Raw genomic sequence first — 23,492 nt, forward strand, 5'->3', positions numbered from 1 at the left:
ACCCTCATCCCTCTCCCGCAAGCGGGCAAGGGAAGGGGGTTATAAATCAACCAGCTCAAATTTACTTAAGCCACTCCGTTAACAACGACTCCATCATTTGGCGAGCGTTTTTTAAAGAATCTGAATCCAGTGAGGAGGGACTATGCAAATCATCGCAATGAGCCGCTCCTTCAATCAATTGATAAGTCAATTTAGGATTAATCGCATTTCCGTTTTTTTCTGCCAAAGACAGTGTAGACCAGGGATCATTTTCTCCATTCGTGAAATAAATATTAGAAGTTAGAATATCCATTAAAGGAAAATAAAGACTGTTATTCAGTTCTGTCGTATTGACTGGTTGGGTTAGACCAAACAATCGTTGACATACTTTATGATGATAATCCAGATTAATTAATGAAGAACGAGTCGAGCGCGTTGGATTTGGATGGGCATTTTGCCAATATCCGTACTCCTTACACGATTGGTAGTACCATTGCCGCATCCCTAAGCCGTCTTTATAATCACTTGGATGTTCACTCATCGCGCCTTGTGCGGTCATTTCTACCGCACTGACATGCATGTCTTTATATAATTTTTTAGCGAACTCTGCATAACCTTGAAGTGGTGTCGGGCTGGTTGCCAGGCTGGAACAAAACGCATCGCGCATTCCATATTGCACTGCTGCTGCACCGGTATCAGCAATCAAGTATAAAAAGTCCACCGGATCTGCAACCGCAGAGGCATCAAATAGTGATTTCATTTGCTCCCACTGTGCTGCATCATTCAAGCTGGCTTCTACTTCACTGACCACCTCACGTATTTGACTGGCGCAATGTGATCCTGCAACTTGGGTCACGTGGGCATCATATTCAACGAAATCTTCTTTTGCCATTACGGGTGCTGACGAGGCCAAAGCACCTACCACCAGATATGGGAATTTTAAACGATAATAAGCGGATAAAGAGCCGGGGTATGAGCCCCCAAAAGCGACCCATTTGCCATTCCAGTTTCTTTCATTTTTTAGATGGCGTTGAAAATAGGCCAAATCATCTAGAGCTGCTTCCGTAGTTAAGAAGCGTAAGCTTTTAGTGGATAGTGAATTGAAAGGCAAACTCTCCCCATAATATCGATGTTCTAGGGCAACCAGTTTGGCATGAAATTTTTGTGCGTAATTTCTGATTGCCCCATTTAATGCACGTTTCGTACAGGCTGCTTCACCGCAAATATAAAAGAATACGGGGGAATCATCAGTGAGGCCATAGGATTCATCGATGTAGTAGCGTTGTGAAAAAGTACCCACTGTAGGATCATTATGATCGATCAACTGCTTAAAGTATGCGACTCGTATGGTTGTGTCGGCAACTAAGGGTATTCTTTCTTCTTGTCTTTTTTGTACATAGCGCTCTACTATTCCTGCATGAACCGCAGCAAAGGAAGTACAAAGACTAAGCAAAAGAAGAGTAGATTTTTTAGTAAACATCATATTTATCCTTAATTTTATAGGCTGTTTAGTTAGGCTGGGCCAATCACTCGAACACAACGCACATTGTGTGTGGTTTCTCTGAAATCCGTGCCCTGGACGCTTTGTTGACTACCAATAAATTTCTGATACCATCCATCAGAAGTTGAGATGCTGTATTCTGTAGAGCTCCAATATTGGCCTGACAAGTCCGTCAAAAATCCTAAACTATATAGGTTAGAAACGACATTGGGGAACCCACTAGGACATCCCGCATTGCTACCGGGTGGCTCAAATATTCCAAGTTCACAAATTGCAGGTAAATACCAGGTTCCTGGCATTACCGAACCGGTATTGTCGAGTTGAATGTCAAAACATAAAGCAGCGGCATTATTAGTAGCAAACTGGCCATAATGATTCACTATTTGTTGTGTATTACAAAAGCCGTCAGTAGCGCCGTTGCATGCATCAGGAGGATTATTGGACGTTTTAGATGTTTCAGTGATGCCAGGTATAGGAAACGGTGGCGCCGGAGCGTCATCACTCCATAAGGATGCTGAATCAGCATTTTGTATTACATACATATTGGGGCCCTGAACAGAAAATATCAAATAATCAAATATAGAAAACGCTAAGGCCATTGTTGGCGGAGAGCTTATATTATCCCCGTTAACTAATATCCCACCCTGAGCAACATAACCAGTAAATGCGTTGGAAGTTACAGTTAAGCTACAGGAGCCATTTCCTGGGATAACACTGCATGTGGAACTACTCACCGTTGTCCAGGCAGGGGGTAGATTTACGGTCACATTATAGGCTGGATTGCTGGTGAGATTTATTACGTTAAAACTCACCCCTACTGAATCACCAACAGGAATAATTGCAGTCGCAGGAACCGAGATTACCGTGGCGGGAATTGAACTGACATTAATGGTTATTGGAACTGAGTTTGAGGCATTGCTGGCAAAGATTGTTGCGGTGGTAGTACCTGAACTGGAATTCGAGACAAAGGTGAATTGACATGATGCATTTGGTGCTAAAGAAGAAGGACAATTGTTTGTTACGGAAATACCCAGAGTAGGAGAGGCCAATGTAGCCTGTATATTACTCGCATTTGCATTGCCAATATTGGTCAGGGTGACGTTCTTTGCAGCACCCCCAAAGGCTAAATTGACTGTAGTTGGAGTGGCACTTAGCCGCGCTTGCGTCGTAGGGCATGCCAAAGCGTGCATATTAAAAAAAGTTGAGGTGGTATTGGTTCCTTTGACTAATACATTAGGAATTAAAAAGGTTACTGAAGTATTGGTAAAAAAGGAAATACTGCAGCTTTGTCCCGGTTGTAATGAAGCTGGGCATCCATTTTTTTGCACGACATAATTAATAAAATTACTGTCCGCAGATGATGCTTGTATATTTTTCGCCACAATTCTGGAATTGTTAGTGATCGTAATGGTGCCAGGTTTAGAGAGGCACTGAGGGAGGTTTTGACTAATTTGAATCACACAATTTTGCAATGAACTAGAACAATTTGGTGCGGTAGCTCCAAAATTAATGAGTAATGAGGCTTTTTCTTTTATTTTAGGAGATTCCTGGGCCCATAATAGCTGTAGCGGAACAATGAAACAGAGAACAAAGTATAACCTTCGCAGTGTTGAGCGACTCATTGAAATCATCCTTAATTAACGGAACGCGTTGTTATGCAACCATATACAGAGACCATCTTTTTTGCAATAGTATGAAGCGATGTGATTGAGTGTAACTAGGGCGTGTTGACAATTCATCCCCACCGGCTACGTGCCGCGACTTGTTCGCGACAACCAGCCGATCTTAATCAGTGGCAAATTTCTTCATAAAGATCATGCCATTCTGTATTTAGGTTCTCAATCAAATTTAACTTCCACTGCCTGGGCCAATTTTTGAATCGCTTCTCACGTCGAGCAGCTTCTATATAGGTTTCATGAACCTCATAATAAACCAATATATGTACATTGTACTTAGCTGTAAATCCCGGAATCAGGCTGTTTTTATGTTCCCATACTCGTTTAATTAAATCTGATGTTGAACCAGCGTATAGTGTACCATTTCGCTTGCTTGCCATAATATAGACATAAAATGACTTCATTTGGCTTCCTTGTTTTGATCAGAGTGTTGGACTCAATGCGATGATATCACCTAAATTTCACGGATTACATTGGTAGCCAAATATAGGAACAAGCCATTGCGAGCATTGACGCATCATTTCTCTTCAATTTATCATCTCTTGTGGCAATAGCTCGAAAATGTTTAAGTCGCGCAAATACGTTTTCAACTAGATGACGATATTTGTATAGACCCCAATCAATATCAGCATTCCCAGTTTTAGAGTTCGTCTTCCGAGGAATCATTGGAGTAGATGATTTTTGCCTAATCTGATCTCGAATTTCCTCGCTATCATATCCTTTGTCTGCAATGGTGTAATCAGCTTTAGGGAGTGTTTCAATGAGACCTGAAGCTGCTTTAGCATCATGTACCTCTCCGCCAGTCAATTGAAATTCAATCGGAAGGCGGCAAGCATCAACTGCCCTATGAATTTTTGTTGTATTACCACCAATGGATTTCCCTATTGCTTGATGTTTCTTTCCTATGGCGCCTGAGCTATGTTGATGGGCACGAACGATACTGCCATCAATAAATTCCCATTCAAGATCAGGATGTTGTATGAGCACTTTGAAAATCATCATCAACTTGTTCTTTGAGGACCAACGATTGAATTGTTGATAGGCAGAATTCCAAAATCCAAACTCTTTAGGTAGGTCTCGTCAAGGGCAGCCTACACGCATGCGATATAACATTGCCTCAACCATCATACGAAGATTAGGTTTGTCATATATCTGATGTTGTAGCATTATCTCCTTTAGCTTAGACCATAGCTCATCACTGAGCATCAGTCTAGCCATTGCAAACTCGTTTTATACTTGATATTGAAATCGATATATTATGAGTTTGCTCTTATTCATCAATCGATTAGAGCAATGAATTAAGTTCATCTTTAACTTGACCATTTCCTGGATGCCGCGAACAAGTCGCGGCACGTAGCCGGTGGGGATAAATTGTCAACACGCCCTAGTAGAAACTATTAGTGAGTAAAGAACACGCCACATTTAAGATTCAATAGACATGTTTTTTCAAGATTAAGCGATTTTATAGGCGCTTTTTGATACTTTATCTTCTGGATTCTATGAACAATAAACGTGATAATAGGTTTTTTTTGTCATGCATTATTGAACCCGATTCTTTTAGTAAATAATGCAACTCATTAAGGATAGATGATGACCATTGGTAATAAGCTCAGCGTACTCTGTTTTTTAATTGTTGCCACTCCAGTGTTTGCTTCAATCAGCCCCCCTCATCCAGAGACTAACACCGCGTCATTGGGCATACAGGTCAATGGCAGTAATAAAAATGCTGCGAACAATTGCTCCCCCTCATTACAAAATTGTACGATTCAGATTACTCAAAAAGATTTAGGATGTTTGTCTCAACCTGGGTCTATTACGATTACTAATAAGTCACGTATTAATGCGATGAACATTAGTGCCTCATCGACTGATTCTAATTTTAATAGTTATGTAGTGCAAAATAATGGTTGCCCTGCTACGTTGCCTCCAGGAAGAAATTGCACGATTTCTTTTTTTACGAATGCCCCAGTAGCATTTACCGTGCCCAATGTGATTGTCAAAGGAACCAATACCAGCACCACACTTTTTAACATTCAGGCTTTTCAGTGTGCGGCTAGTTTGGGCGTCACTCCAGCAACTTTTACGACGACTATAGGTAGCAGTCAATTGGTCACTGTAACCAACTTTGGAAATACAACGGCACGCAATATTACGGCATCACCAACCAGTCCTCTCAGCGTACAAAGCACAACGTGCGGTTCCAGTTTGCCTCCCGGGGCTTCATGCCAGATAACGTTTAATGCAACAGGAGCAACGACGCAAACTATTCCTATCCAGGGGACCAACACGAATACAATCAGTTTACCGGCTACGGTGCTTGGCGCAGTTGCCGGAGCACCGATTCATTTAACTTCAGTTGCCGGCAATGGACAAGCCACACTTACATGGGGGGCGCCTACAAATACAGGAGATTCTCCCATTACAAGCTATACCATTACCCCATTTGTTGGCACTACGGCACAAACACCGGTAACAGTAGCCAGTTCTGTTTTAACGACTATGATATCCGGTCTTACTAATGGAACAACTTATACTTTTACGGTGGTCGCAAATAATGCCAGTGGCAAAGGCCTCGCTGCTTACAGTGATTTTGTTACGCCGAACTCGGGACTTGTTGTTAATCCATCCACTCTGGCACTTTCCGGGCTGGGTGGAGGCGCTGCAAGGACCTTTACTTTGACTAATACAAGCACCCAGACTATTACGCTGAGTGGCGTGGCGCCGCCGTTTCCGCCATTACCTGGATCAGCAACAGTTTCGATAGATAATTGTTCCAGTGTTATTAATTTATTACCCGGTGCTTCGTGCTCAATGACTATTGATCCAGGAGCTGTTGCTACCTCATCGTCAAGTTGTACGTTAGGAACCTCGCCGACTCCAAGTGCTATAGAATTCCTGCCGGTGTCTGGCCCTCCAGCAAGTGCCAATATTGTGATCTTGGGCTTTGGATGCATTTATCAAAGTGGCTATCTTTTTTCAATTGACGATACAACACCTACTACAGCCAGTATCGGTGGAATTGTTGCCGCATTAAATGATCAAGTATTACCCACGACAGGCATTACTTGGAGTCCAGGTGGCATAGATACTCCGATTTGGGGGATAGGAGACTTTTCTAGCCCATCTTCTCCCTCTCCTAATGCGACATCCTCTTACCCTGCCGTTCTTAGTTTGGGACAGGCAAATTGCGATGGTCCAGATGATGGATTCTGCAACACCAGTAACATGCTTACCTTTTTTTCAACCGGTAATACCTATTCCGCCGGCATATGCAAAGGTATTAGCGATGGGGGATATTTAGATTGGCATTTACCTGCAATGTGTGAATTAGGGCCTTTTAATCCCTTTGTTTCCTCACTATGTACTCCAGGTAGCACGAATATGCTCAATGAATTGTTCTTACAGGGTATTGGTGGAATGCTTGATCCTGGTGAATACTGGAGTAGCACCGAATCATCTGATGTGGGCATTTTTGCATGGAACAGACTATTTCAAACGGGCTTCCCACCCAGTGAGCAACTGCTTAATGGGAAGAATTTTGCGTTTGGTATTCGCTGTGCTCGTAATTTGGCAAATTAGCTAAATCTGCAGGGCTCTGAGCCCTGCTGGTTTTTAGTTAATTGATTCTATTGACCCGATTAACTGTATTTTAAATTTTGGTATTATTTGAGTTAATTGGCGACCTAGGATATTGGATTTTTGTACGCTCCATTAGTTAATCTCTTGAAAAAAAAGATTTTGTTTGCCCCAGAACACATAGAAAAAAATTTGCACAATTGACTTGTGAAGTGTTTATTTTCATGCCATCATGGTGTCACTCTGGATCTTTTGAGTGATTTTTATGATAAAAAAACTTCTAGGCTTTACTCTTGTTTTGGTCGCTTATGATGCCTTTGCTGTAACAGAAGTGGATTTATATCAGGCGCCATTAACTAGCCTGTCTCAATTTTCACTTAAGAAGCCATCTCATGTGAGTGCACGTACAGCAGCAACTCCAAGTGCAGAAAAAAATACCCTACAGCAAGTCAACCAGACTCAGGAGCATGCAAAAACTATCATGCGATATCAGCAAATGTATCGCGGAATCCCAGTTGTCGGGGCACAAATTATGATTACTAAAGAGGATGGCCAAGTAAACGGACATTTACTCAACGACATCCAATTGAATATACAACCTGCGCTGACCCCGAATCAAGCCATTGATTTAGCTAAAAAATCTTGGTTCAGTTTTAATTCGCCAATGCCTACTTATGAAGAGATGAGCGAGCTACAAATTAGAGCCGAGCAACAGAATGAATTGAAACTGGTTTATCAGGTTTCATTTAAAACAACTCAGACTGATAATAAGCCGGCATGGCCATTTTTTATTGTTGATGCACAAAGCGGTGAAATCACCAAGCAATGGAATAATATTAAAAATTATAGGGATGGGGGCCCCGGTGGCAATGAAAAAGTTCATGAGTATTGGTATGGAAGAGATGGATTACCTTTTTTGGAGGTAATCCAAAATGGCAGTCAGTGCGTTATGGATACAACCAAGGTAAAACTGGTTAATCTGGGATCGGCGTGGGATTGGAATGATCTTTTGAGCACTCCTTTTCAATATACCTGCAACAAAAATATGGAAGAAAACGTTAATGGTGCCTTTTCGCCAACCAATGATGCGTATTACTTCGGCCAAACCATTGTCGATATGTATCAAGATTGGTACGGAATCAACGCACTGCAAAATACGAATGGGACCCCAATGCAGTTAGTGATGCGCGTTCATTTTGGCCAAAATTATGATAATGCTTTTTGGGATGGACAATATATGTCGTTCGGCGATGGCGAGGATTTTTATCCTTTGGTTTCTTTGGATGTCGCAGGTCATGAGGTTACTCATGGTTTTACCGAGCAACATTCCAACCTTGAATACCACGATCAGTCAGGTGCTCTTAATGAATCATTGTCAGATATGGCCGGTCAAGCAGCGCGTGCTTATCTCTTGGAAAAATTTCCTCAGTTTTATAATAAACTATATCTGGAACCCAATACGGTAACATGGGGGATTGGTGAGACGATTGTGCGCGATTCTTTTGGCAAGGCTTTACGCTTTATGGATTTTCCTTCTTCAGATGGCAGTTCTGCTGATTGTATGGATAAAAATTTAGCTCAAAGTCATGGTGCCTATTGCGCCATTAGTTATCCTGAATTAGTTGCTTACGCAAAATCACGTATTCCCAATCCTCAAGACCGACAAAATTTTATAGTGCATACAGCGAGCGGGATATTTAATAAAGCATTTTACTTATTGGCGAAGAATGTAGGGATTAAAAAGGCTTATCAGATGATGATCATTGCCAACAGCAAATATTGGACTCCAACGACCAACTTTACAAAGGGTGCTTGTGGCGTGCTTTATGCTGCAAAAGACTTGAGTGTGGATCAACAAATGGTTAAAACAGTTTTTGATCAAGTCGGTGTAAGTACCACAAGTTGTGCAGTTCATTAAATCTGATTGCTGAAGGTTGGGCCTTGGCCCAACAAAATTCCATAATCTATTTGCTTTGAAGGCAATGTTGGAACAAGGTCCAAATCTACTGTGCCTTAATTATACAATTGCGTCAAAAGCAGCTTATTTGTGTCTTTACGCAGGTCATAAAGAGCCTTTTTTGATCTGCGTGTTCTTTGCTGGGCAATGGAATTAGTATATAATACGCAGTTCAATATTTATTTAGGTTGGTAGCCGAATGGTCATCCTTTTTATTACTCTAAGCATTTTGGTATTAAGCCTGATTTGCGTAGCTGTGATGGTTTTTAAGCTCATTCGTCAGCCCGCTGAGCCTTTATCTCTAATGCAATATTTGAAATTAAGTGTCAGCGGAGTGATTGCTTTTATTGCAGATACTTTGGGTGTTGGTAGTTTCGCTGTTAATGTCGCTTTGGCTAAGTTTTTGGGCACATTTCGTGATGATGAAATGCCGGCGGTTAATAATGGAGCACAAGTAATCCCTGGAACAATCGAATCCTTGTTTTTTATGGGGTTAATTAATGTGGATTTAACCACTCTCCTAACCTTAGTTATGGGTACCTGTGTTGGTGGTTTGCTGGGTGGGTTTGTCGTAAGTCATTTAAGCAAACAAGCAATCCGTTTGTCGATGATATGTTGTTTTGCTTTAATTATTATGCTGTTAATTTCACACCAATTCCGTTTATTACCCGTTGGTGGTGAGCTCACGGAGTTGCATTCCTGGAAATTGATCGTAGGCTTTTTAGCAATGGTGGTCTGTGGCGCTTTAACTTCGGTAGGCGTTGGTTTGTTCGTTATGGTGCAAGGTGTGCTCTTTTTAATGAATATTTCGCCTGTGGTAGCATTTCCAATTATGACTACTGCTGGAGCCATGCAACAACCATTAACTACATTGGTATTCTTAAAACATAATAAAATTCCTCTAAAGAAAACCATGATTCTGAGTCTTTCTGGTTGTTTGGGTGTCCTAGTTACTATCCCCATTTTTATGGAGTTAACCATAACTTGGTTGCATTACCTTTTATTATTCATCCTGATTTATAATTTCTTTGCTGTGGGACGTACCTATTTACGTTCCAGACCCAGCAAACAGTACGTACAAACTCCAAGACCTGCTTCCCTCGTTGCAGCAGAATAAGAATCAGTAAAATCATGCCCTCATTTGGTGAGGGCGTGAAGTATATAGTATGATGAGCTAATTTTAAGATTAAAGTGACCGTTCAGAGGGTATGCTTGAATCTTGGGGGACGGTTGGATTTGAGCGAAGGTATCGCGAAAATGATCCTGAGGAATCAAGCACACCTCCGTATGTGAGGTTTTCTAAGCATGATTTTCGCGTAAGAAGTCCCAAAACAGCCGTTCAGTGAATGGGCGTAAACACTTAGAGATTAAAAGAACCTGCTATGGATGAACCAGTCAGTAAATCACAGAAAAAAAGAGAAGCCGATTTTTTGCAAAAAATGGGTGTAAAATTTATCGACTTAAGTTTGACCAAACTTGATTTACTTCCCTTACCAGAAAATTTGTATAAAGCCATTATCGAGGCAAAATCAATTAAAAGTCATGGTGCCAAAAGAAGACAAGCGCAATTAATTGGAAAATTGATGCGTGCCGCCGATTATGAAGAAATTTTGGCGGCTTATGAGCGGGTGCTTGAGGAAGACAGTGCTGTGACAGCGTCTTTTCATGAGGTTGAGTATTGGCGTGATCGCTTAATCAACGAGGGTAAAGAAGCATTAACCGCATTTATTGAAGCGCATCAACCTGAAGACGTACAGCATTTAAGACAACTCATTAAAAAAGCAGTTGATGATCAGCAGAAAGAAAAAAATACAGGCGCTGCCAAGGCACTTTTCCGCTATTTGAGGTCATCCATAGAATGAAATATTCTCTATTTATCAGCTGTCCACGTGGGCTTGAGTATTTATTAGAAGAGGAATTAAAAGCTTTAGGCCTGTCGGTTACCCGGGTTAATCCACAAGGCGTCTATGGAGAGGCCAATTTATTGACCTTATACACCTTATGTCTCTGGTCAAGAATAGCCAATCGCATCCAATTAATTCTTTTTAGCGGATACGCCGGCAATGAACAATCTCTCCACCAACTGTGTACCGAATTTCATTGGCAGACGGTTTTTTCACAGGATAAAACCATTGCGATTGAATTTCATGGGTCTTCCGAACATATTCGTAATACTATGTATGGTGCTCAGGTAGTTAAGGATGGAATCGTCGATCATTTCCGACGATTGAATCATTCTCGTCCTTCTGTGGATAAGGAAAAACCACAAATTCTAATTCATGCCTATTTAAAAAATGACGTGGTCACGGTAAGTTTTGATCTTACTGGATACAGTTTGCATCAAAGAGGATATCGCCATAAAGCAGGTGCGGCTCCTTTAAAGGAAAATGTCGCTGCTGCGTTACTGATGCGCGCTAAATGGCCAGAATTGGCTTCTAAAGGCTATGCGTTACATGATCCTTTTTGTGGTGCAGGCACATTAGTTATTGAGGCAGCTATGATGGCGGCACAAATTGCCCCAGGTTTGTTGCGCCAAGATCAATCCTTGCAATATTGGGCACAACATCAATCTTCATTATGGGAAAAGATGCGAGTGGATGCCTTGAAGCAGGTTAAATCAATGCCATTGACTTTATTAGGTACGGATGCGGACCACAAAATAATTGCTATCGCACGTGCAAATGCTGAACGTGCTGGGGTGGCTCCATTGGTTGAGTTTAAAACGCAAGCATTAAAAGACGTTAAGGCATCCGCACAAAACGGATTAGTCGTATGTAACCCTCCTTATGGAGAGCGTCTCAGTGAGGCGACCCATTTGGTCCCGCTCTATCAGCAGCTCGGCAAAATTTTGCATGAACATTATCAAGGTTGGCAGGCTGCAGTTTTGACTTCTAATCCTATGCTGGCTAAGGCTTTAGGATTACGTGCCAACAAGCAATACACCCTATATAACGGGGCGCTGGAGTGTAAGCTTTATTGTTTGGATATTCACGTTGCGAATGAGCTTAAAGGGAGCATGGGCAGTACTTTATCTGAAAGTGCACAAATGCTTTTTAATCGATTGGAAAAAAATTATCGCCATTTACAAAAATGGGCGAAAAAAAACCATATTTCCTGTTACCGAATCTATGATGCCGATTTACCTGAATACGCCTACGCTATTGATGTATATAATGGTTATGCTGTACTCCAAGAATATGCTGCTCCTGCTAGTGTTCCTGCCCATAAAGCAGAAAAACGTAGCCTGGAAGTGATGCAAGTTGTCCCCAAAGTATTAGAATTAGAACCTAATCATTTGGTAGTAAAGCAACGCAAACAACAAAAAGGAAGTGAGCAATACCAAAAGCTAGCGCAAAGTCGACAATCTATGATTGTTACAGAAGGCCAAGCTAAATTAAAAGTCAATTTATATGACTATCTGGATACCGGTTTATTTTTAGATCATCGTTTAATGCGCTTAAGCTTTGCCAAATTAAAACCAGGAACTCGGTTCCTCAATTGTTTTTGTTATACTGCCAGTGCCAGTGTTCATGCTGCTTTAGCGGGTGCATTGACAACTAATGTCGATCTTTCTAATACTTATTTACGCTGGGCTGAGGACAACTTCAAGCTCAATCATATTGATTTATCCAAACATCAGTTTCTGCAGTTTGATTGTCGAGAATGGTTGAAAGTCGCTCGCGATCGTTTTGATGTCATTTTTTTAGATCCACCCAGTTTTTCCAATTCCAAACGCATGACGGATACCTTGGACATCCAACGCGATCATGTTGCTTTGGTGAACTCCGCCATGCGGTTATTAAATCCAGGTGGTGTTTTATATTTTTCTACTAACTTACGTCAATTTAAATTGGATCCTCTACTTAAAGACAAATATTCAGTACAAGACATAAGCGCACAAACGATAGATCAGGACTTTAAACGCAATCAAAAAATTCATTATTGCTTTAAAATAATGATGCCGCAATTTGCTGAGACTTGAACGGATGACTCGTGTACAGGGAGTACATATGAAAAAGCAAAGAAAAAAGAAAAAAAGTATCCTAACCCCAGCTAATGTATACCAACACATGCTGCGTAATGCTTTTTTTGGAATGCTTATGACCGCAGCCGCCCTTTTTATAGGAATGTTGGGATATCATCATTTGGAGCAAATGTCCTGGGTTGATTCATTTATGAATGCTTCGATGATTCTTTCAGGTATGGGGCCTGCATCCAATTTGGTAACATTTTCTGGTAAGGTTTTTGCTGGATGTTACGCCTTATTCAGTGGTTTGGCTTTTATTGCGATTATGGTGATTATACTTTCACCTCTGATTCATCAGTTTTTTCGTAAGATTCATTTGGAAAGCAAAACAATCTATTCTGATGACAGTCAAAGCTAAAAATATCTTTAATCTTATACGGACTATATTGGGCCTTGGCCTAACAAATGATCAATATGCATTTTAAATGTTGGGCCAGGGATCCAATCTACGTATTAGAGTGTATCTTTTTCAGGTCCGTATATTTGTGCTTTTAACGATGGCATCAATCCGGCCATAAAAAAGAGTTCTGCAACTAAGTATAAAGGGGCAATGAATGCTTGGCATAAATTATCCATGAAAGCGGGTTTCTTGCCCTCCAAATAATGGCCGTAAAATTGTAAACCCCAGCCCACTATAAAAAAAATGACAAATGACCAGACGCCTAATGTTGTGGGGCCATCTTGGCTAAACCAATTGGCGATTAATAACAGGATGAGCATTATTGGCGTAAGCACCAAAGATAATTGCCAATTTAAACGGAAATAATAAATTAAGGCAATCAACGTACCTATACAGGCAAGGTTTGTAGCAAAAACCCCAGGCATAATTATTTTTATAAAACCCAACAGGATCATTACAGACAAGATGATGATGGGGACGCCTGCCATATGCGTGTAGCGTGTCTGAATGTTCTGATGATATGCGGCGTAAAATTGCGCTTGTTCAATAAAGGATTTCATTTTATAAATTTTCTGATGGAAGTCCTTAAAACATAGCACATTATCTTAAAAAAAACAGTTGGACTTATTGGTAAGGTGATGAGGTTTTTTAGCCGGATTAGCGCAGCGTAATCCGGATTTTTTGTACTATCCATAGGATTATGCAGCGCCAATTCGGGTTTACTCTGGTTACACGGTACTCTTTTACTTATCAAAAGAGTATGTTCCTACAATATAAAGAACATTGCCATTGGTTGATGATCCAGGAACATAGGCGGCTTTGAGAGAAAGTTTTTTATAAAACACCCCTGCCCATGGCACGGCTCCTGGAAAAGGAATATTGTGTAGAATATCAGGACGTGCTGTAACTAAAATAGAAAATCCCAAACCTGCCTTAAAATCTTTAGTCAGGTTTGCTACTTTCAAATAGGCATATCCTGCAGTTGGTTCTAGATTACGGTGAGAGTCCAAGAACGCAAAGGCGTACAGACCGTGCCAATTCCCCTTCTCGTCAAAAAAGCCTTTGCCAAATCCGCCTCCCCATGCAAGCTCGTTGTATTTTTTTTCTCGAAGCCGTTCGGCAGAATAGGTAAAGCGGTTATGCCAAGCATAGCCAGAAAGATAAAGATCCGTATTTCCCTCAGTCCATACCTGATGCAGGCGATGGCAAAAAGGTTTAAATAATGGAAGCCAATATTTACATCCTTTAGGTTCGTTGTTTGTCAAAGCCACTTTATCGTTTTCTTGCTCTTTTTGAGTTACAGATGAAGAAGAAATTACGGAGGGATTACTACTGTACGTATTAAAAGAAAACAGTGTTAACAGACCAATAATGATCATTCGTAAGGTAAAGTTTTTCATTTAATTTAAACCTAAGCGAGATCTATACTACAAAATATAAATTTTGATCAGGGTTTCCTATTCTGATTTGGCAGCATTCTTGCTTATTTATATAGAAATATGAGTTTCAAAACTGTGAGCATACCATGGACTTGTTTCGTAAAAAAGAGATCAATGCATCAGTGGGGGAATCCCAGCTTACTAAATGTCTAACGGCTTTTGATCTCACTCTTTTAGGTATTGGAGCCATTATCGGTGCTGGTATTTTTATTTTGACGGGAATTGTCGCGGCAAGAGATGCTGGACCAGGGGTTATTTTTTCTTATGTATTGGCTGGATTTGCTTGCATTTTCTCAGCTTTATCCTACGCAGAGCTGGCTGCATCTATAGGTGGATGTGGTAGTGCTTATGGATATGCTTATGCCGGTTTTGGTGAGTTAATTGCCTGGATTGTGGGTTGGGACTTGTTGTTGGAATATGCCATTTCTGTTTCTGCAGTTTCTGTAGGCTGGAGCAGTTATGCAAATGATTTTCTGATGGCGATAAAAATAAATCTTCCTAAAGTATTTTTACATGGTCCGGTAGAGGGCGGTATCTTTAACTTATTAGCCTGTACGATCATTGCGACGTTAACCGCTTTATTAATTTGGGGTGTTAAATCAAGCTCCCGAGTCAATAATATTATGGTGATGATCAAACTATTTGTGGTCCTTCTTTTTATTGTGGTCGCTGCAGGAGAAGTGCGCCCGGCCAATTGGTCACCATTTTTACCTTTTGGTTGGGAGGGCGTAATTAAAGGCGCCTCATTAATATTTTTTGCGTATATTGGATTTGATGCGGTATCTACAGCTGCGGAAGAAGCGATCAACCCCCAACGTGATTTGCCTATAGGAATAATCGGTTCATTATTTATTTGTACCGTTTTATATATTATCGTTTCCGGATTATTAACAGGGATTGCGCACTACAGTACGCTCAATGTTGCATCTCCAATTAGTCATGCTTTATTAGTTTTAGGTTATAAATCCTTAGCCAGCCTGATTAGTGTCGGTGCTATAGCCGGATTGACTACCGTCATGTTGGTATTATTTTATGGTTTAACACGCGTAATGTTAGCCATGACACGTGATGGTTTATTACCTAAGTTTTTTTCCAAAACAAATCCATCGACTCACACCCCCATACGAATTATTTTATTGTGCGGTCTTTTAATGGCATCACTGGCTGCATTTATTCCTATGGATATTTTGGCTGAGCTGGTGAATGTAGGTACTTTATTTGCGTTTTTTATAGTCTGTGCTGGCGTATTGTTTTTACATTATAAAAAGCCAGAAATGCACCGTCCGTTCAAAACCCCCGCGATGCCCTATGTGCCTATTTTAGGGATGGCAACCTGTCTTTATTTAATCATTCATTTGCCCTCAATAACCTTAATCCGTTTTGTGATTTGGATGGTGGTTGGTTTGGTAATTTATTTTTCCTTTAGTTACAGCCATAGTAATTTGCGAAAAAAATAGGTAAGTATTCAGATTCGTTGCATGAGTTAAGAAATCTCCTCTCCCACACGTGGAAGCGGTTTTTTTGATGGCGGTGGAGCATGCTCTTCTTAAATATGACTTAATGTCAATGCGGCAGATATTATTCCTGCTGCAGGAATTGTAATGAGCCAGGAAAAGAAAATTCTTTTGAGAACATGCCAATGGGTTCCAACAATTCCGTTAGTTAAACCTACTCCAGCAATTGCTCCGGTAACGGTATGGGTGGTGGAGACGGGGACCCCACATTGAGTCGCAATAAAAAGCGAGACGGCCGCGCCAGTTTCAGCAGCACAGCCCTTCACGGTATCCAGTTTTGTAATTTTGGTACCCATTGTACGTACGATGCGCCACCCTCCTGCCAGTGTTCCAAGACTAATGGCTGCCTGGCATGAAATAACTACCCAATAGGGAACATAAAATGGACCTTCAATCCACGCTGATGAAAACAGCAATATTGAAATGATACCCATGGTCTTTTGTCCGTCATTACTTCCATGGGTCAAGCTAAGTAGTGCTGAAGAACACAGCTGAAATCCTTTAAAAAGTTTCAGTTCAGTTTTCCTTTTATGACGTGATAATCGATCAAAAAAATAGGCCACAAGCAGCGCAACGCATAATCCAACCGCCGGCGAAATAAAAATTCCTCCAACAACTTTGATAAAACCGGATATTTTTAGGGATGACAAACCTCCTTTGGCTATTGCAGCACCGGCTAGCCCGCCAACAAGCGCGTGTGTTGAGCTTGATGGAAGTCCATAATACCAAGTGACAAGATTCCAAAAGATAGCACCGACCAATGCCGCTAAAATAAAATGTGCATCAACAAAATCAGTATTAATCAGTCCCTCACCGATGGTTTTTGCTACGGTTAAATTAAAAACTAAAAAAGCGATGAAATTGAAAAAAGCAGCCCATAATACGGCTTGTTTAGGGGTCAAAACTTTGGTAGTAACAATCGTCGCTATAGAATTTGCTGCATCATGGAAGCCATTGATAAAGTCAAAGACATAGGCAATTAAGATAACAAAAAGTGTGAATAAAATGGCCGAGTCCATATCTAATAGTTCCTTGCGCCATAGCTTTATCTAGTCTAATTTCTAGAAATTCAACCACTTAATTGCGGATTCCGCTCCGTTTCATCAGACTATTATACATAGTAACTGCTTTTAGTCATTAATTTTGAAACAACACGCATTAACTGTTTCACGACATAGGGAAGTTCAATACCCCCAGCCTTCAACGCAGTTGCTGCATGTTGCTCTTCATCCTCTTTCATTTGAATGAGAATTGCGTGCGTTTTTTTATCGTGCTCGGGTAATTTATCTAAATGCCGTTGGAGATGAGTAGAGACTTGTCGCTCGGTTTCTGCAACAAAGCCTAAGCTGATTTTATCCCCCGCCAAGCCCGCAACTGCACCTAAAATCATCGAGCCGCCATACCAAAAAGGATTTAAGATGCTTGGTTTTGAATCCAATTCCGCCAATCGCGCTTCACACCAGGCCAAATGATCCGTTTCTTCAGCCGCGGCATCGCTCATTTGCTGTTTTATATGCGTTAGTTGTGCCGTTAAAGCCTGGCCTTGATAAAGTGCCTGTGCGCAAACTTCCCCCGCATGATTAACGCGCATGAGACCCGCAATATGTTTTTTTTCTTGTATAGAAAGGTCTGTGTCGGGAAGCTTTTCTGCTGGAGATGGACGAGCACTCATTCTCTGTGCTGGAGGAAATAAAGTACGCAGTGCATTATCCACTTCGGCTATTAGTGTATCAAGTGTGGTCATAGGAAGCATAGTTTTTACAAAAATTTTGGACTTGTATCTATCATATCCTGAGGACTGGGCTCCCTGCCAGAATTTTTGGTTGCTGAGTTAGAGGTTTCTGAGTTGCGCCTGCCAAAACCGGTTTTTAACATGTCACTTGAATCACGCACCGCTATGTCACTTGAATTAGGCACCGCTATCTCAAGGAATTCATCATCATCAAGAGCATTACCTTGGGCATCTGTTGCTCCCATGTAGTCTTTTACATTACTTGTTATAGGGATATCAGCACAATCATGCTGCTCTTCAGCTTGATTCTCCTCAGGATAAATGGTTTTGCGACCGAGTAAATGCAGGACACCTAAAGACAAGGCTCCGGTCGCTAAAGAGAGTGTTGCTCCTGTAGCCGCAGAAAGCGATACGCCTATTAAAGAAAATAACTGGGCAAAGGGGTAGGCTAAGGTAGAGAGCATGGACAATGCTCCAGGCCCCATAGTCGGCATAATTGCTGCGACGATAGGTGGGGCGAATACGGCGAGAGTCGCTATTAGTCCGCCAATAAAACATACTGAGGCCAAAGCGCTGAGATATCCTAAAACCGGATGAATTTTATGTGCTGCTTTAAAGCTGACCCTCGGTGAGGTAATGGTTCTAAGCAGATAGTTTGCACCTTTAAACAGCGCTTGTAGTCCGATAGTGGTAAGCAGCAAAAAACTGCGTATGCCCTGGGTGAAGGCATTGGTTGGCGCCCAAGAGAGGAGCTGGTTTTTTAAAAAGGAGAATGTTTCACTGAGCAAGTTAAGCGGGAACTCAAGGGCAAGTGACAGCAAATTAGTTAATGGGCTGGTAATAAACTTGAGTGTGATAAAATAAGCGATTTTAGAGCCTTTTGCCTGTGATGGCCAACCCATAAAATAGTGCCCAAAATGATAATTATTTCGTTCATCTTCATTAACAAGCGGCAAAAAAGTATCCTGCCAGGTCTTTTTTAAAAAAGAAAAAATGGAGGTTTCGGAGACTTTGGGGGCTTGTTGATCATGAAGTTCTTTTGCGGAAGTGGTTACGGGAGCTATTAATGCATCTAAAAGCTGTTCAGTACTTGGAACGAAATTGGCGTCCTCCTCAAGAAAATCGGCCAAAGTTTTGATGAGATGCCCCGTATGATAACCGCAAGTAATGCCATCAAAAAATGATTGTGTCCCCAAAGAATAATAGCAGGCTGATTTGATTTGCGGGGCATTAAAATGGCTTAAGTCAACCGTTTGTTCTGTACTTGCCAATGGGTTTAGGGCATGTAATAAACTGCTTGCAATACCGGTAAGGGTATAGCTGGATGGCTCGCGTGAAAAAAAACGCTCAGGATTGCTGAATTTGGAGTCATAGACTTTAGGTTGTGCTCCGTTTGGGGGAACATGCATGGTGACAATATGTTGTTCGGTAGCTCCTTGCCCCACCACTCCAAACAAGATATGCTTTTGGGTTAAGTCTTTTCTCGTATCAAGAAATGCAAAAAATGTTGCAAGTGATTCGATGGGTATTGAGTCATGCACAATAATCACATTATTGCGGTGTTCTAGTGTGATGTCTAACGCTGAAGCTTTGGTTTCAACCCGCCCGGTAGTTGCTTTAAATAAAAACGGATAGACAATATTACTAAGACGAAAATAGCCAGCCATATTAACCTTGAGTCTATATAACCTACTTAAGTATACACTGTTCACTATTAATGCAACCTTAAATGCTTAAGTAACAATGCTTAATAATCTTTGTTCCGGGCAAAAAACGAATATAAGTAAGAAAGATCAGAAATAACTCACTAATTTAAAACGTCAGCTCAGTTATTCAACCATTTAGCACCATATCAACAATGGTATTTGGTATGAATGTTCAGGTTTTGGCCAATTTCTCTATCTAACCGAAAGCAAAAACTCTCGTGAAGACTAGATGATTGTTGTAATAAACCAGAATCCCAGGAATGCTATCGCTTGTTATTTGAACTAATTAGAAATTGGCTCCTTGATTTTAAATATGCTCTCTAAGGAATTGCTCCTTAATACCTCAGCGCAACGCCTTTGAACACCTTATTGAATAACTTAACTTCAAAATGATCGAAAATTAGACATTTAAGTTGGCGTACTCTATGATTATAAATAGAACTTAACGGTTAAGTTGTTGTCATTTTGTGGGGCATGAGAAGAGCCATCCCCTGATCAGTGACATGTCGCCCTGGGTTTTGAGCATCTATCGAAAGTCATGACTTTCCTAGAGGTACGCTGTTTTCTAGCAACAGGCTACATACCTCTATGTATTTCAGATGTTTGAGGGCTTTGGTGTCAGACCCAAACTACTTGGATACTTAAGTGAGGAGGCCGCTATGAGAAGAAGTTTCTTTAAACTGGGAGAACTAACTGGAAAAGGAGCTGCGTTTAGAGGAGCGGTATTAAGCCAAACAGCCCAATCTGCAGGGTTACTTACAAACTATCCCGTTAGGTCCACTGTGGAGCAGGATATTGGCCATGCTGAGTTATTGAGGAGTTTACCAGAAGGGGAGGATATTATTTATCGAGGAACAGCAGGTACAGATGAAATAGTGGAGATAATGCGATCTGGTGAGATGGGTACTGGGGAATATACGAGAAGAGAATCAAATTTAGAAATTCCCGAGTTTATTGAGATGAATAATAGTAGATGCCTTCTTTCTGCTTCTCCTTGCCGTTATACAGTTCAAGACTATGCTGAAGGCCTATCTGTTCTACCTGCCAAAGGATATATTATTGTGATGGGTATGCCCAAAGTATTTATTCGTCCTCAATTAGTACTGCATCTCGATAGAGAAATTTATGAGGAATACGCACGATTGAAAAATGAAAGAGAGGATCAATCGGTGCGGACAGGTTATAAGTCTATTGTTGATACAGCGCAAACAAACAATGAGGTGACAATGATTTTGGGAACTGGTGGGCAAGATAATTGGAGACCAGAAATTGGTACTGATGTCATGAGAGTTGTTGAGATTACCGCTCCTGGTAAAATTCTAGGGAAGTTTATGGCTGCTAAAAAGGTTCACAGTCGAACGATTGATAATGAGGAGTATGTTCGGCGGCCTTGGGCTATAGAAATTGTAACTACCAGGTATTCAGATGCTCCTGATTTTAAATCTGCCTATGAGCGAATGAATCATCGCGCCGATGAACTCGGTCTGATGACTCTCTCCACTTCTGAGAGAAGGTTGCTGACGATTGAGGATGCTGAGGCAATTATGAGATCAGGAATACTCGAAGAGTTCGCACAAAATTATACTTCGGAGAAAACCGTCATATTTAGAGAGGTGCCAAAGGAAATTCCTATAGGGAATGCAGAGGCATTAGCTCAATTCATTGTTCCCGAACTTAAATCTCAATCTACCCTGCGGGAAATGATGCGAGCAGAAACCCCCACCCATTTTTAACAGAATGTACTATCTGTCCAGCACAAGGTCGGGCCAAGGCGCGGCCTTGCTTAATCATTTATAAATTTGTTATTGTTGAATCCAATCTTGTACCGCTGTTATGGTTTCCTGATGCACCTGGAGAAATTGTTGGTACAGGGTTTGTGGGTAAATTTTAGGATGGTGTTGGAAATGTCGTTCCAAAGCTTCGCATGCATGGCGCATGCGGATGGTGCCACAATAAAGGGCACTGCTTTTTATCTTATGGGTAATTTTATGAATTTCAATGAGATCTTGCTTTTCCCAAGCTTGTGTTGTTTTTATCAAATCTTTGACATTTTCTTCAATGAATAGAGGCATTATTTTTTTGAGTGCCGTTTCTGAGCCCAGATTATTTATGCCGTGAGTCAAATCAAATAATGGATACTCATCAATGGGCAGCATGGATTCAAATTTTGTGGTGGGTAAATCGTCAGTTTGTACCGTGCTGTAATGCGCCAAAAATTCCTCCAGCATGTTGCTTCGCAAGGGTTTAGTAATTACCCGATTCATCCCAGCTTGCAAACACTCATTTTCTACATCAGCCGCCGCATGGGCGGTCAAACCAATGATCGGAGTTGGGGGTTGATTATTGTTTTGTTCATGCGCACGAAATTGTTTTGCCAGGTGTATCCCCGTAGTATCAGGCAGACCAATATCAGTTAATACCCAATCAAAAGTATGTGATTGAAATAACGCCAGCGCTTTGCTCCCTGTCGATGCAGATAAAAATCGGATACCCAATTGTTGCAAAAGATTCTCTAACATTTTTAATGCAATCGCATTATCTTCAATTAGCAGTACAAGAGGTGAGCGACCTGAATTTGCTAGAGGATTGTTTTGCATGGTGATGGTGGATAGGGGCGGTTGATTCTGATTTGCCGGTTTTTCCGCAATGTGTACGGGAATTGTCAGTGTAAACGTAGTTCCTGTATGGAAGGTTGAGTCCACACGTATTTTTCCTTTTAATAATTGAGTATAGCGTTTCACTATATGCAAGCCCACACCATGACCTGAGTAAATCCCTTGATCGGTAGGCGTTGCACGATAAAAGCGTTTGAAAATCTTGCTTTTATCTTTAGGCTTAATGCCAGGCCCGGTATCTTTGACAAAAAACTCCAGGAATGTTTTTCCATGACTGTGCGACTTTGGCTTGACTCCTATCTCAACAAAACCTTTTTCCGTAAATTTAACCGCATTCCCTAATAGATTTAATAAAATCCGATGAAGTTTTACCTCATCAGTAGCTACCCATTCTGGGGTATTGATATCAATAGTGACTATTAAGTTTAAATTTTTTAGTGTGATGGTGGGAAATTCGAGTTCGGTGATGCTGCGAATCAAATCATGGACATTGCATACCGATTCATTAATTACATTTTCTTGTTGGCTGCCTGCAGCGATAATATCGAGTACTCCGTTAAGCAGTGCTAAGAGATGCTCTCCACTGATATTAATCATGCGTGCATGTTCTTTTTCTCGAGCATTTTGAGCTTCTTGCTCCAGAATGCTCGACATGCCAATAATCCCACTTAATGGGGTACGAATATCATGACTCATGTGACGGATGAACTCATCTTTAGCTCGGTTCGCTGCTTCTGCTTTATCTTTAGCCTTCATGAGTTCGGTTTCGATTTTTTTTAGATAAGTGATGTCGATGGTATTGCCAACTATGCCAACAATCTTTCCTGATTTATCTAATAAAGGCCTTTTAGTAGAAAGCAAAATGACTTCTTCGCCAGAAGGTAACATTGTTTTTTCTTCTCGGGACAATTCAACATTTTTTTCGATTACTTCAAGATCATTCGCCCGAAATAGATCCGCAGTTTGTTTACTAAATAGCTCATAATCGGTTTTACCAATCACTTCACTTTCATTGCACTCCTTGATAAATTTCATATGGTGTAGGCTTTCAATACACCGTTGATTTATTCCCGCCCATACTCCCTGTAAATCTTTCCAATAGATGTCTCCAGGCAAGGCATCAAGTAGTTTTTTCAATTGAGTGCATTGTGCTTCCAAATGATTGACTTTCCTTTGCAATGTATTGATTGTTTTTTCTAAATCGGCTACTAAATTCGTCGAATTGGAAGTTTCTTTTTTTGCCATCTTTTTCCATTATCAATAATAATTTTTAAATTTAGCGTATATTGTTCACTCAGTTCTAAAAAACACGAATTATCCTGTATTTTAGAGCTTGGTCAATCAAGTTAATTGAAATAGAAGTAACTTGT

17 protein-coding genes and 1 pseudogene are annotated in these 23,492 nt (G+C 40.9%); 8 read left to right on the forward strand and 10 right to left on the reverse strand.

Annotation, left to right across the window (positions count from 1 at the left end; translation table 11 throughout):
• Positions 1–61 precede the first annotated feature (61 nt).
• The 4 genes and pseudogenes from OQJ26_RS17965 to OQJ26_RS17980 form a co-directional block, all read right to left on the reverse strand.
• Positions 62–1,462 (reverse strand): S28 family serine protease, encoded by a 1,401-nt coding sequence (locus tag OQJ26_RS17965; protein WP_265705080.1) that lies wholly within the window; start codon positions 1,460–1,462, stop codon positions 62–64.
• Positions 1,463–1,491: 29 nt separating this feature from the next.
• Positions 1,492–3,102, reverse strand: coding sequence for a hypothetical protein (locus OQJ26_RS17970; RefSeq protein WP_265705081.1), 1,611 nt, complete (start codon positions 3,100–3,102; stop codon positions 1,492–1,494).
• Between the two features lie 167 nt (positions 3,103–3,269).
• A complete protein-coding gene (locus OQJ26_RS17975) occupies positions 3,270–3,560 on the reverse strand; it encodes a GIY-YIG nuclease family protein (RefSeq protein WP_265684141.1) in 291 nt (96 codons plus the stop codon).
• Positions 3,561–3,624: 64 nt separating this feature from the next.
• Positions 3,625–4,374 (reverse strand): annotated as a pseudogene (locus tag OQJ26_RS17980) (IS5 family transposase).
• Positions 4,375–4,746: 372 nt separating this feature from the next.
• On the opposite strand from OQJ26_RS17980, the gene OQJ26_RS17985 reads away from it, so the two are divergent.
• The 6 genes from OQJ26_RS17985 (at position 4,747) to OQJ26_RS18010 (ending at position 13,074) form a co-directional block, all read left to right on the forward strand.
• Complete coding sequence (locus OQJ26_RS17985; protein ID WP_265705082.1) at positions 4,747–6,735, forward strand: fibronectin type III domain-containing protein; 1,989 nt, start codon at positions 4,747–4,749, stop codon at positions 6,733–6,735.
• A 262-nt stretch (positions 6,736–6,997) separates the two neighbouring features.
• A complete protein-coding gene (locus OQJ26_RS17990; protein ID WP_265705083.1) occupies positions 6,998–8,650 on the forward strand; it encodes a M4 family metallopeptidase in 1,653 nt (550 codons plus the stop codon).
• 238 nt (positions 8,651–8,888) lie between these two features.
• Complete coding sequence (locus OQJ26_RS17995; RefSeq protein WP_265705084.1) at positions 8,889–9,806, forward strand: sulfite exporter TauE/SafE family protein; 918 nt, start codon at positions 8,889–8,891, stop codon at positions 9,804–9,806.
• A gap of 265 nt (positions 9,807–10,071) precedes the next feature.
• Positions 10,072–10,551, forward strand: coding sequence for a ribosome biogenesis factor YjgA (yjgA, locus tag OQJ26_RS18000; RefSeq protein ID WP_265705085.1), 480 nt, complete (start codon positions 10,072–10,074; stop codon positions 10,549–10,551).
• Positions 10,548–12,671, forward strand: a complete 2,124-nt coding sequence (gene rlmKL / locus OQJ26_RS18005; protein ID WP_265705086.1) for a bifunctional 23S rRNA (guanine(2069)-N(7))-methyltransferase RlmK/23S rRNA (guanine(2445)-N(2))-methyltransferase RlmL — start codon at positions 10,548–10,550, stop codon at positions 12,669–12,671. The genes yjgA and rlmKL overlap by 4 nt, the downstream gene beginning before the upstream one ends.
• A gap of 28 nt (positions 12,672–12,699) precedes the next feature.
• Positions 12,700–13,074: a hypothetical protein gene (locus tag OQJ26_RS18010; RefSeq protein WP_265705087.1), complete on the forward strand. Its 375-nt coding sequence runs from the start codon at positions 12,700–12,702 to the stop codon at positions 13,072–13,074.
• Positions 13,075–13,169: 95 nt separating this feature from the next.
• Here OQJ26_RS18010 and OQJ26_RS18015 read toward each other — a convergent pair whose 3' ends face one another.
• Complete coding sequence (locus OQJ26_RS18015; protein ID WP_265705088.1) at positions 13,170–13,676, reverse strand: Mpo1 family 2-hydroxy fatty acid dioxygenase; 507 nt, start codon at positions 13,674–13,676, stop codon at positions 13,170–13,172.
• Positions 13,677–13,859: 183 nt separating this feature from the next.
• Entirely contained in the window at positions 13,860–14,516 is a 657-nt protein-coding gene (pagP, locus tag OQJ26_RS18020) for a lipid IV(A) palmitoyltransferase PagP (protein WP_265705089.1), read from the reverse strand.
• Positions 14,517–14,641: 125 nt separating this feature from the next.
• On the opposite strand from pagP, the gene OQJ26_RS18025 reads away from it, so the two are divergent.
• On the forward strand, positions 14,642–16,012 hold the full coding sequence (locus tag OQJ26_RS18025) for an amino acid permease (RefSeq protein WP_265705090.1): 1,371 nt from the start codon (positions 14,642–14,644) through the stop codon (positions 16,010–16,012).
• An 89-nt stretch (positions 16,013–16,101) separates the two neighbouring features.
• On the opposite strand, the gene OQJ26_RS18030 is transcribed toward OQJ26_RS18025, so the two are convergent.
• The 3 genes from OQJ26_RS18030 to OQJ26_RS18040 form a co-directional block, all read right to left on the reverse strand.
• The gene (locus tag OQJ26_RS18030) at positions 16,102–17,088 is read right to left on the reverse strand and encodes an inorganic phosphate transporter (RefSeq protein WP_265705091.1); all 987 of its coding nucleotides are present in this window, start codon (positions 17,086–17,088) and stop codon (positions 16,102–16,104) included.
• 92 nt (positions 17,089–17,180) lie between these two features.
• Positions 17,181–17,822, reverse strand: coding sequence for a 2-polyprenyl-3-methyl-6-methoxy-1,4-benzoquinone monooxygenase (gene coq7 / locus OQJ26_RS18035; protein ID WP_265705092.1), 642 nt, complete (start codon positions 17,820–17,822; stop codon positions 17,181–17,183).
• A 5-nt stretch (positions 17,823–17,827) separates the two neighbouring features.
• The gene (locus tag OQJ26_RS18040; protein ID WP_265705093.1) at positions 17,828–19,468 is read right to left on the reverse strand and encodes a hypothetical protein; all 1,641 of its coding nucleotides are present in this window, start codon (positions 19,466–19,468) and stop codon (positions 17,828–17,830) included.
• Positions 19,469–20,166: 698 nt separating this feature from the next.
• Between OQJ26_RS18040 and OQJ26_RS18045 the strand changes: the two genes are divergently transcribed.
• A complete protein-coding gene (locus tag OQJ26_RS18045; protein WP_265705094.1) occupies positions 20,167–21,240 on the forward strand; it encodes a hypothetical protein in 1,074 nt (357 codons plus the stop codon).
• A 69-nt stretch (positions 21,241–21,309) separates the two neighbouring features.
• On the opposite strand, the gene OQJ26_RS18050 is transcribed toward OQJ26_RS18045, so the two are convergent.
• Entirely contained in the window at positions 21,310–23,367 is a 2,058-nt protein-coding gene (locus OQJ26_RS18050) for an ATP-binding protein (protein ID WP_265705095.1), read from the reverse strand.
• Positions 23,368–23,492 lie beyond the last annotated feature (125 nt).

The organism is Legionella sheltonii (genome assembly GCF_026191355.1).
GTDB classification, from domain to species: Bacteria; Pseudomonadota; Gammaproteobacteria; order Legionellales; family Legionellaceae; genus Legionella; species Legionella sheltonii.

What these genes read in the sequence shown, in the direction of transcription:
- OQJ26_RS17965 (WP_265705080.1), bottom strand. Translation starts at nt 1,462, where the DNA reads ATGATGTTTACTAAAAAATCTACTCTTCTTTTGCTTAGTCTTTGTACT.
- OQJ26_RS17970 (WP_265705081.1), bottom strand. Translation starts at nt 3,102, where the DNA reads ATGAGTCGCTCAACACTGCGAAGGTTATACTTTGTTCTCTGTTTCATT.
- OQJ26_RS17975 (WP_265684141.1), bottom strand. Translation starts at nt 3,560, where the DNA reads ATGAAGTCATTTTATGTCTATATTATGGCAAGCAAGCGAAATGGTACA.
- OQJ26_RS17985 (WP_265705082.1), top strand. Translation starts at nt 4,747, where the DNA reads ATGACCATTGGTAATAAGCTCAGCGTACTCTGTTTTTTAATTGTTGCC.
- OQJ26_RS17990 (WP_265705083.1), top strand. Translation starts at nt 6,998, where the DNA reads ATGATAAAAAAACTTCTAGGCTTTACTCTTGTTTTGGTCGCTTATGAT.
- OQJ26_RS17995 (WP_265705084.1), top strand. Translation starts at nt 8,889, where the DNA reads ATGGTCATCCTTTTTATTACTCTAAGCATTTTGGTATTAAGCCTGATT.
- yjgA (WP_265705085.1), top strand. Translation starts at nt 10,072, where the DNA reads ATGGATGAACCAGTCAGTAAATCACAGAAAAAAAGAGAAGCCGATTTT.
- rlmKL (WP_265705086.1), top strand. Translation starts at nt 10,548, where the DNA reads ATGAAATATTCTCTATTTATCAGCTGTCCACGTGGGCTTGAGTATTTA.
- OQJ26_RS18010 (WP_265705087.1), top strand. Translation starts at nt 12,700, where the DNA reads ATGAAAAAGCAAAGAAAAAAGAAAAAAAGTATCCTAACCCCAGCTAAT.
- OQJ26_RS18015 (WP_265705088.1), bottom strand. Translation starts at nt 13,676, where the DNA reads ATGAAATCCTTTATTGAACAAGCGCAATTTTACGCCGCATATCATCAG.
- pagP (WP_265705089.1), bottom strand. Translation starts at nt 14,516, where the DNA reads ATGAAAAACTTTACCTTACGAATGATCATTATTGGTCTGTTAACACTG.
- OQJ26_RS18025 (WP_265705090.1), top strand. Translation starts at nt 14,642, where the DNA reads ATGGACTTGTTTCGTAAAAAAGAGATCAATGCATCAGTGGGGGAATCC.
- OQJ26_RS18030 (WP_265705091.1), bottom strand. Translation starts at nt 17,088, where the DNA reads ATGGACTCGGCCATTTTATTCACACTTTTTGTTATCTTAATTGCCTAT.
- coq7 (WP_265705092.1), bottom strand. Translation starts at nt 17,822, where the DNA reads ATGCTTCCTATGACCACACTTGATACACTAATAGCCGAAGTGGATAAT.
- OQJ26_RS18040 (WP_265705093.1), bottom strand. Translation starts at nt 19,468, where the DNA reads ATGGCTGGCTATTTTCGTCTTAGTAATATTGTCTATCCGTTTTTATTT.
- OQJ26_RS18045 (WP_265705094.1), top strand. Translation starts at nt 20,167, where the DNA reads ATGAGAAGAAGTTTCTTTAAACTGGGAGAACTAACTGGAAAAGGAGCT.
- OQJ26_RS18050 (WP_265705095.1), bottom strand. Translation starts at nt 23,367, where the DNA reads ATGGCAAAAAAAGAAACTTCCAATTCGACGAATTTAGTAGCCGATTTA.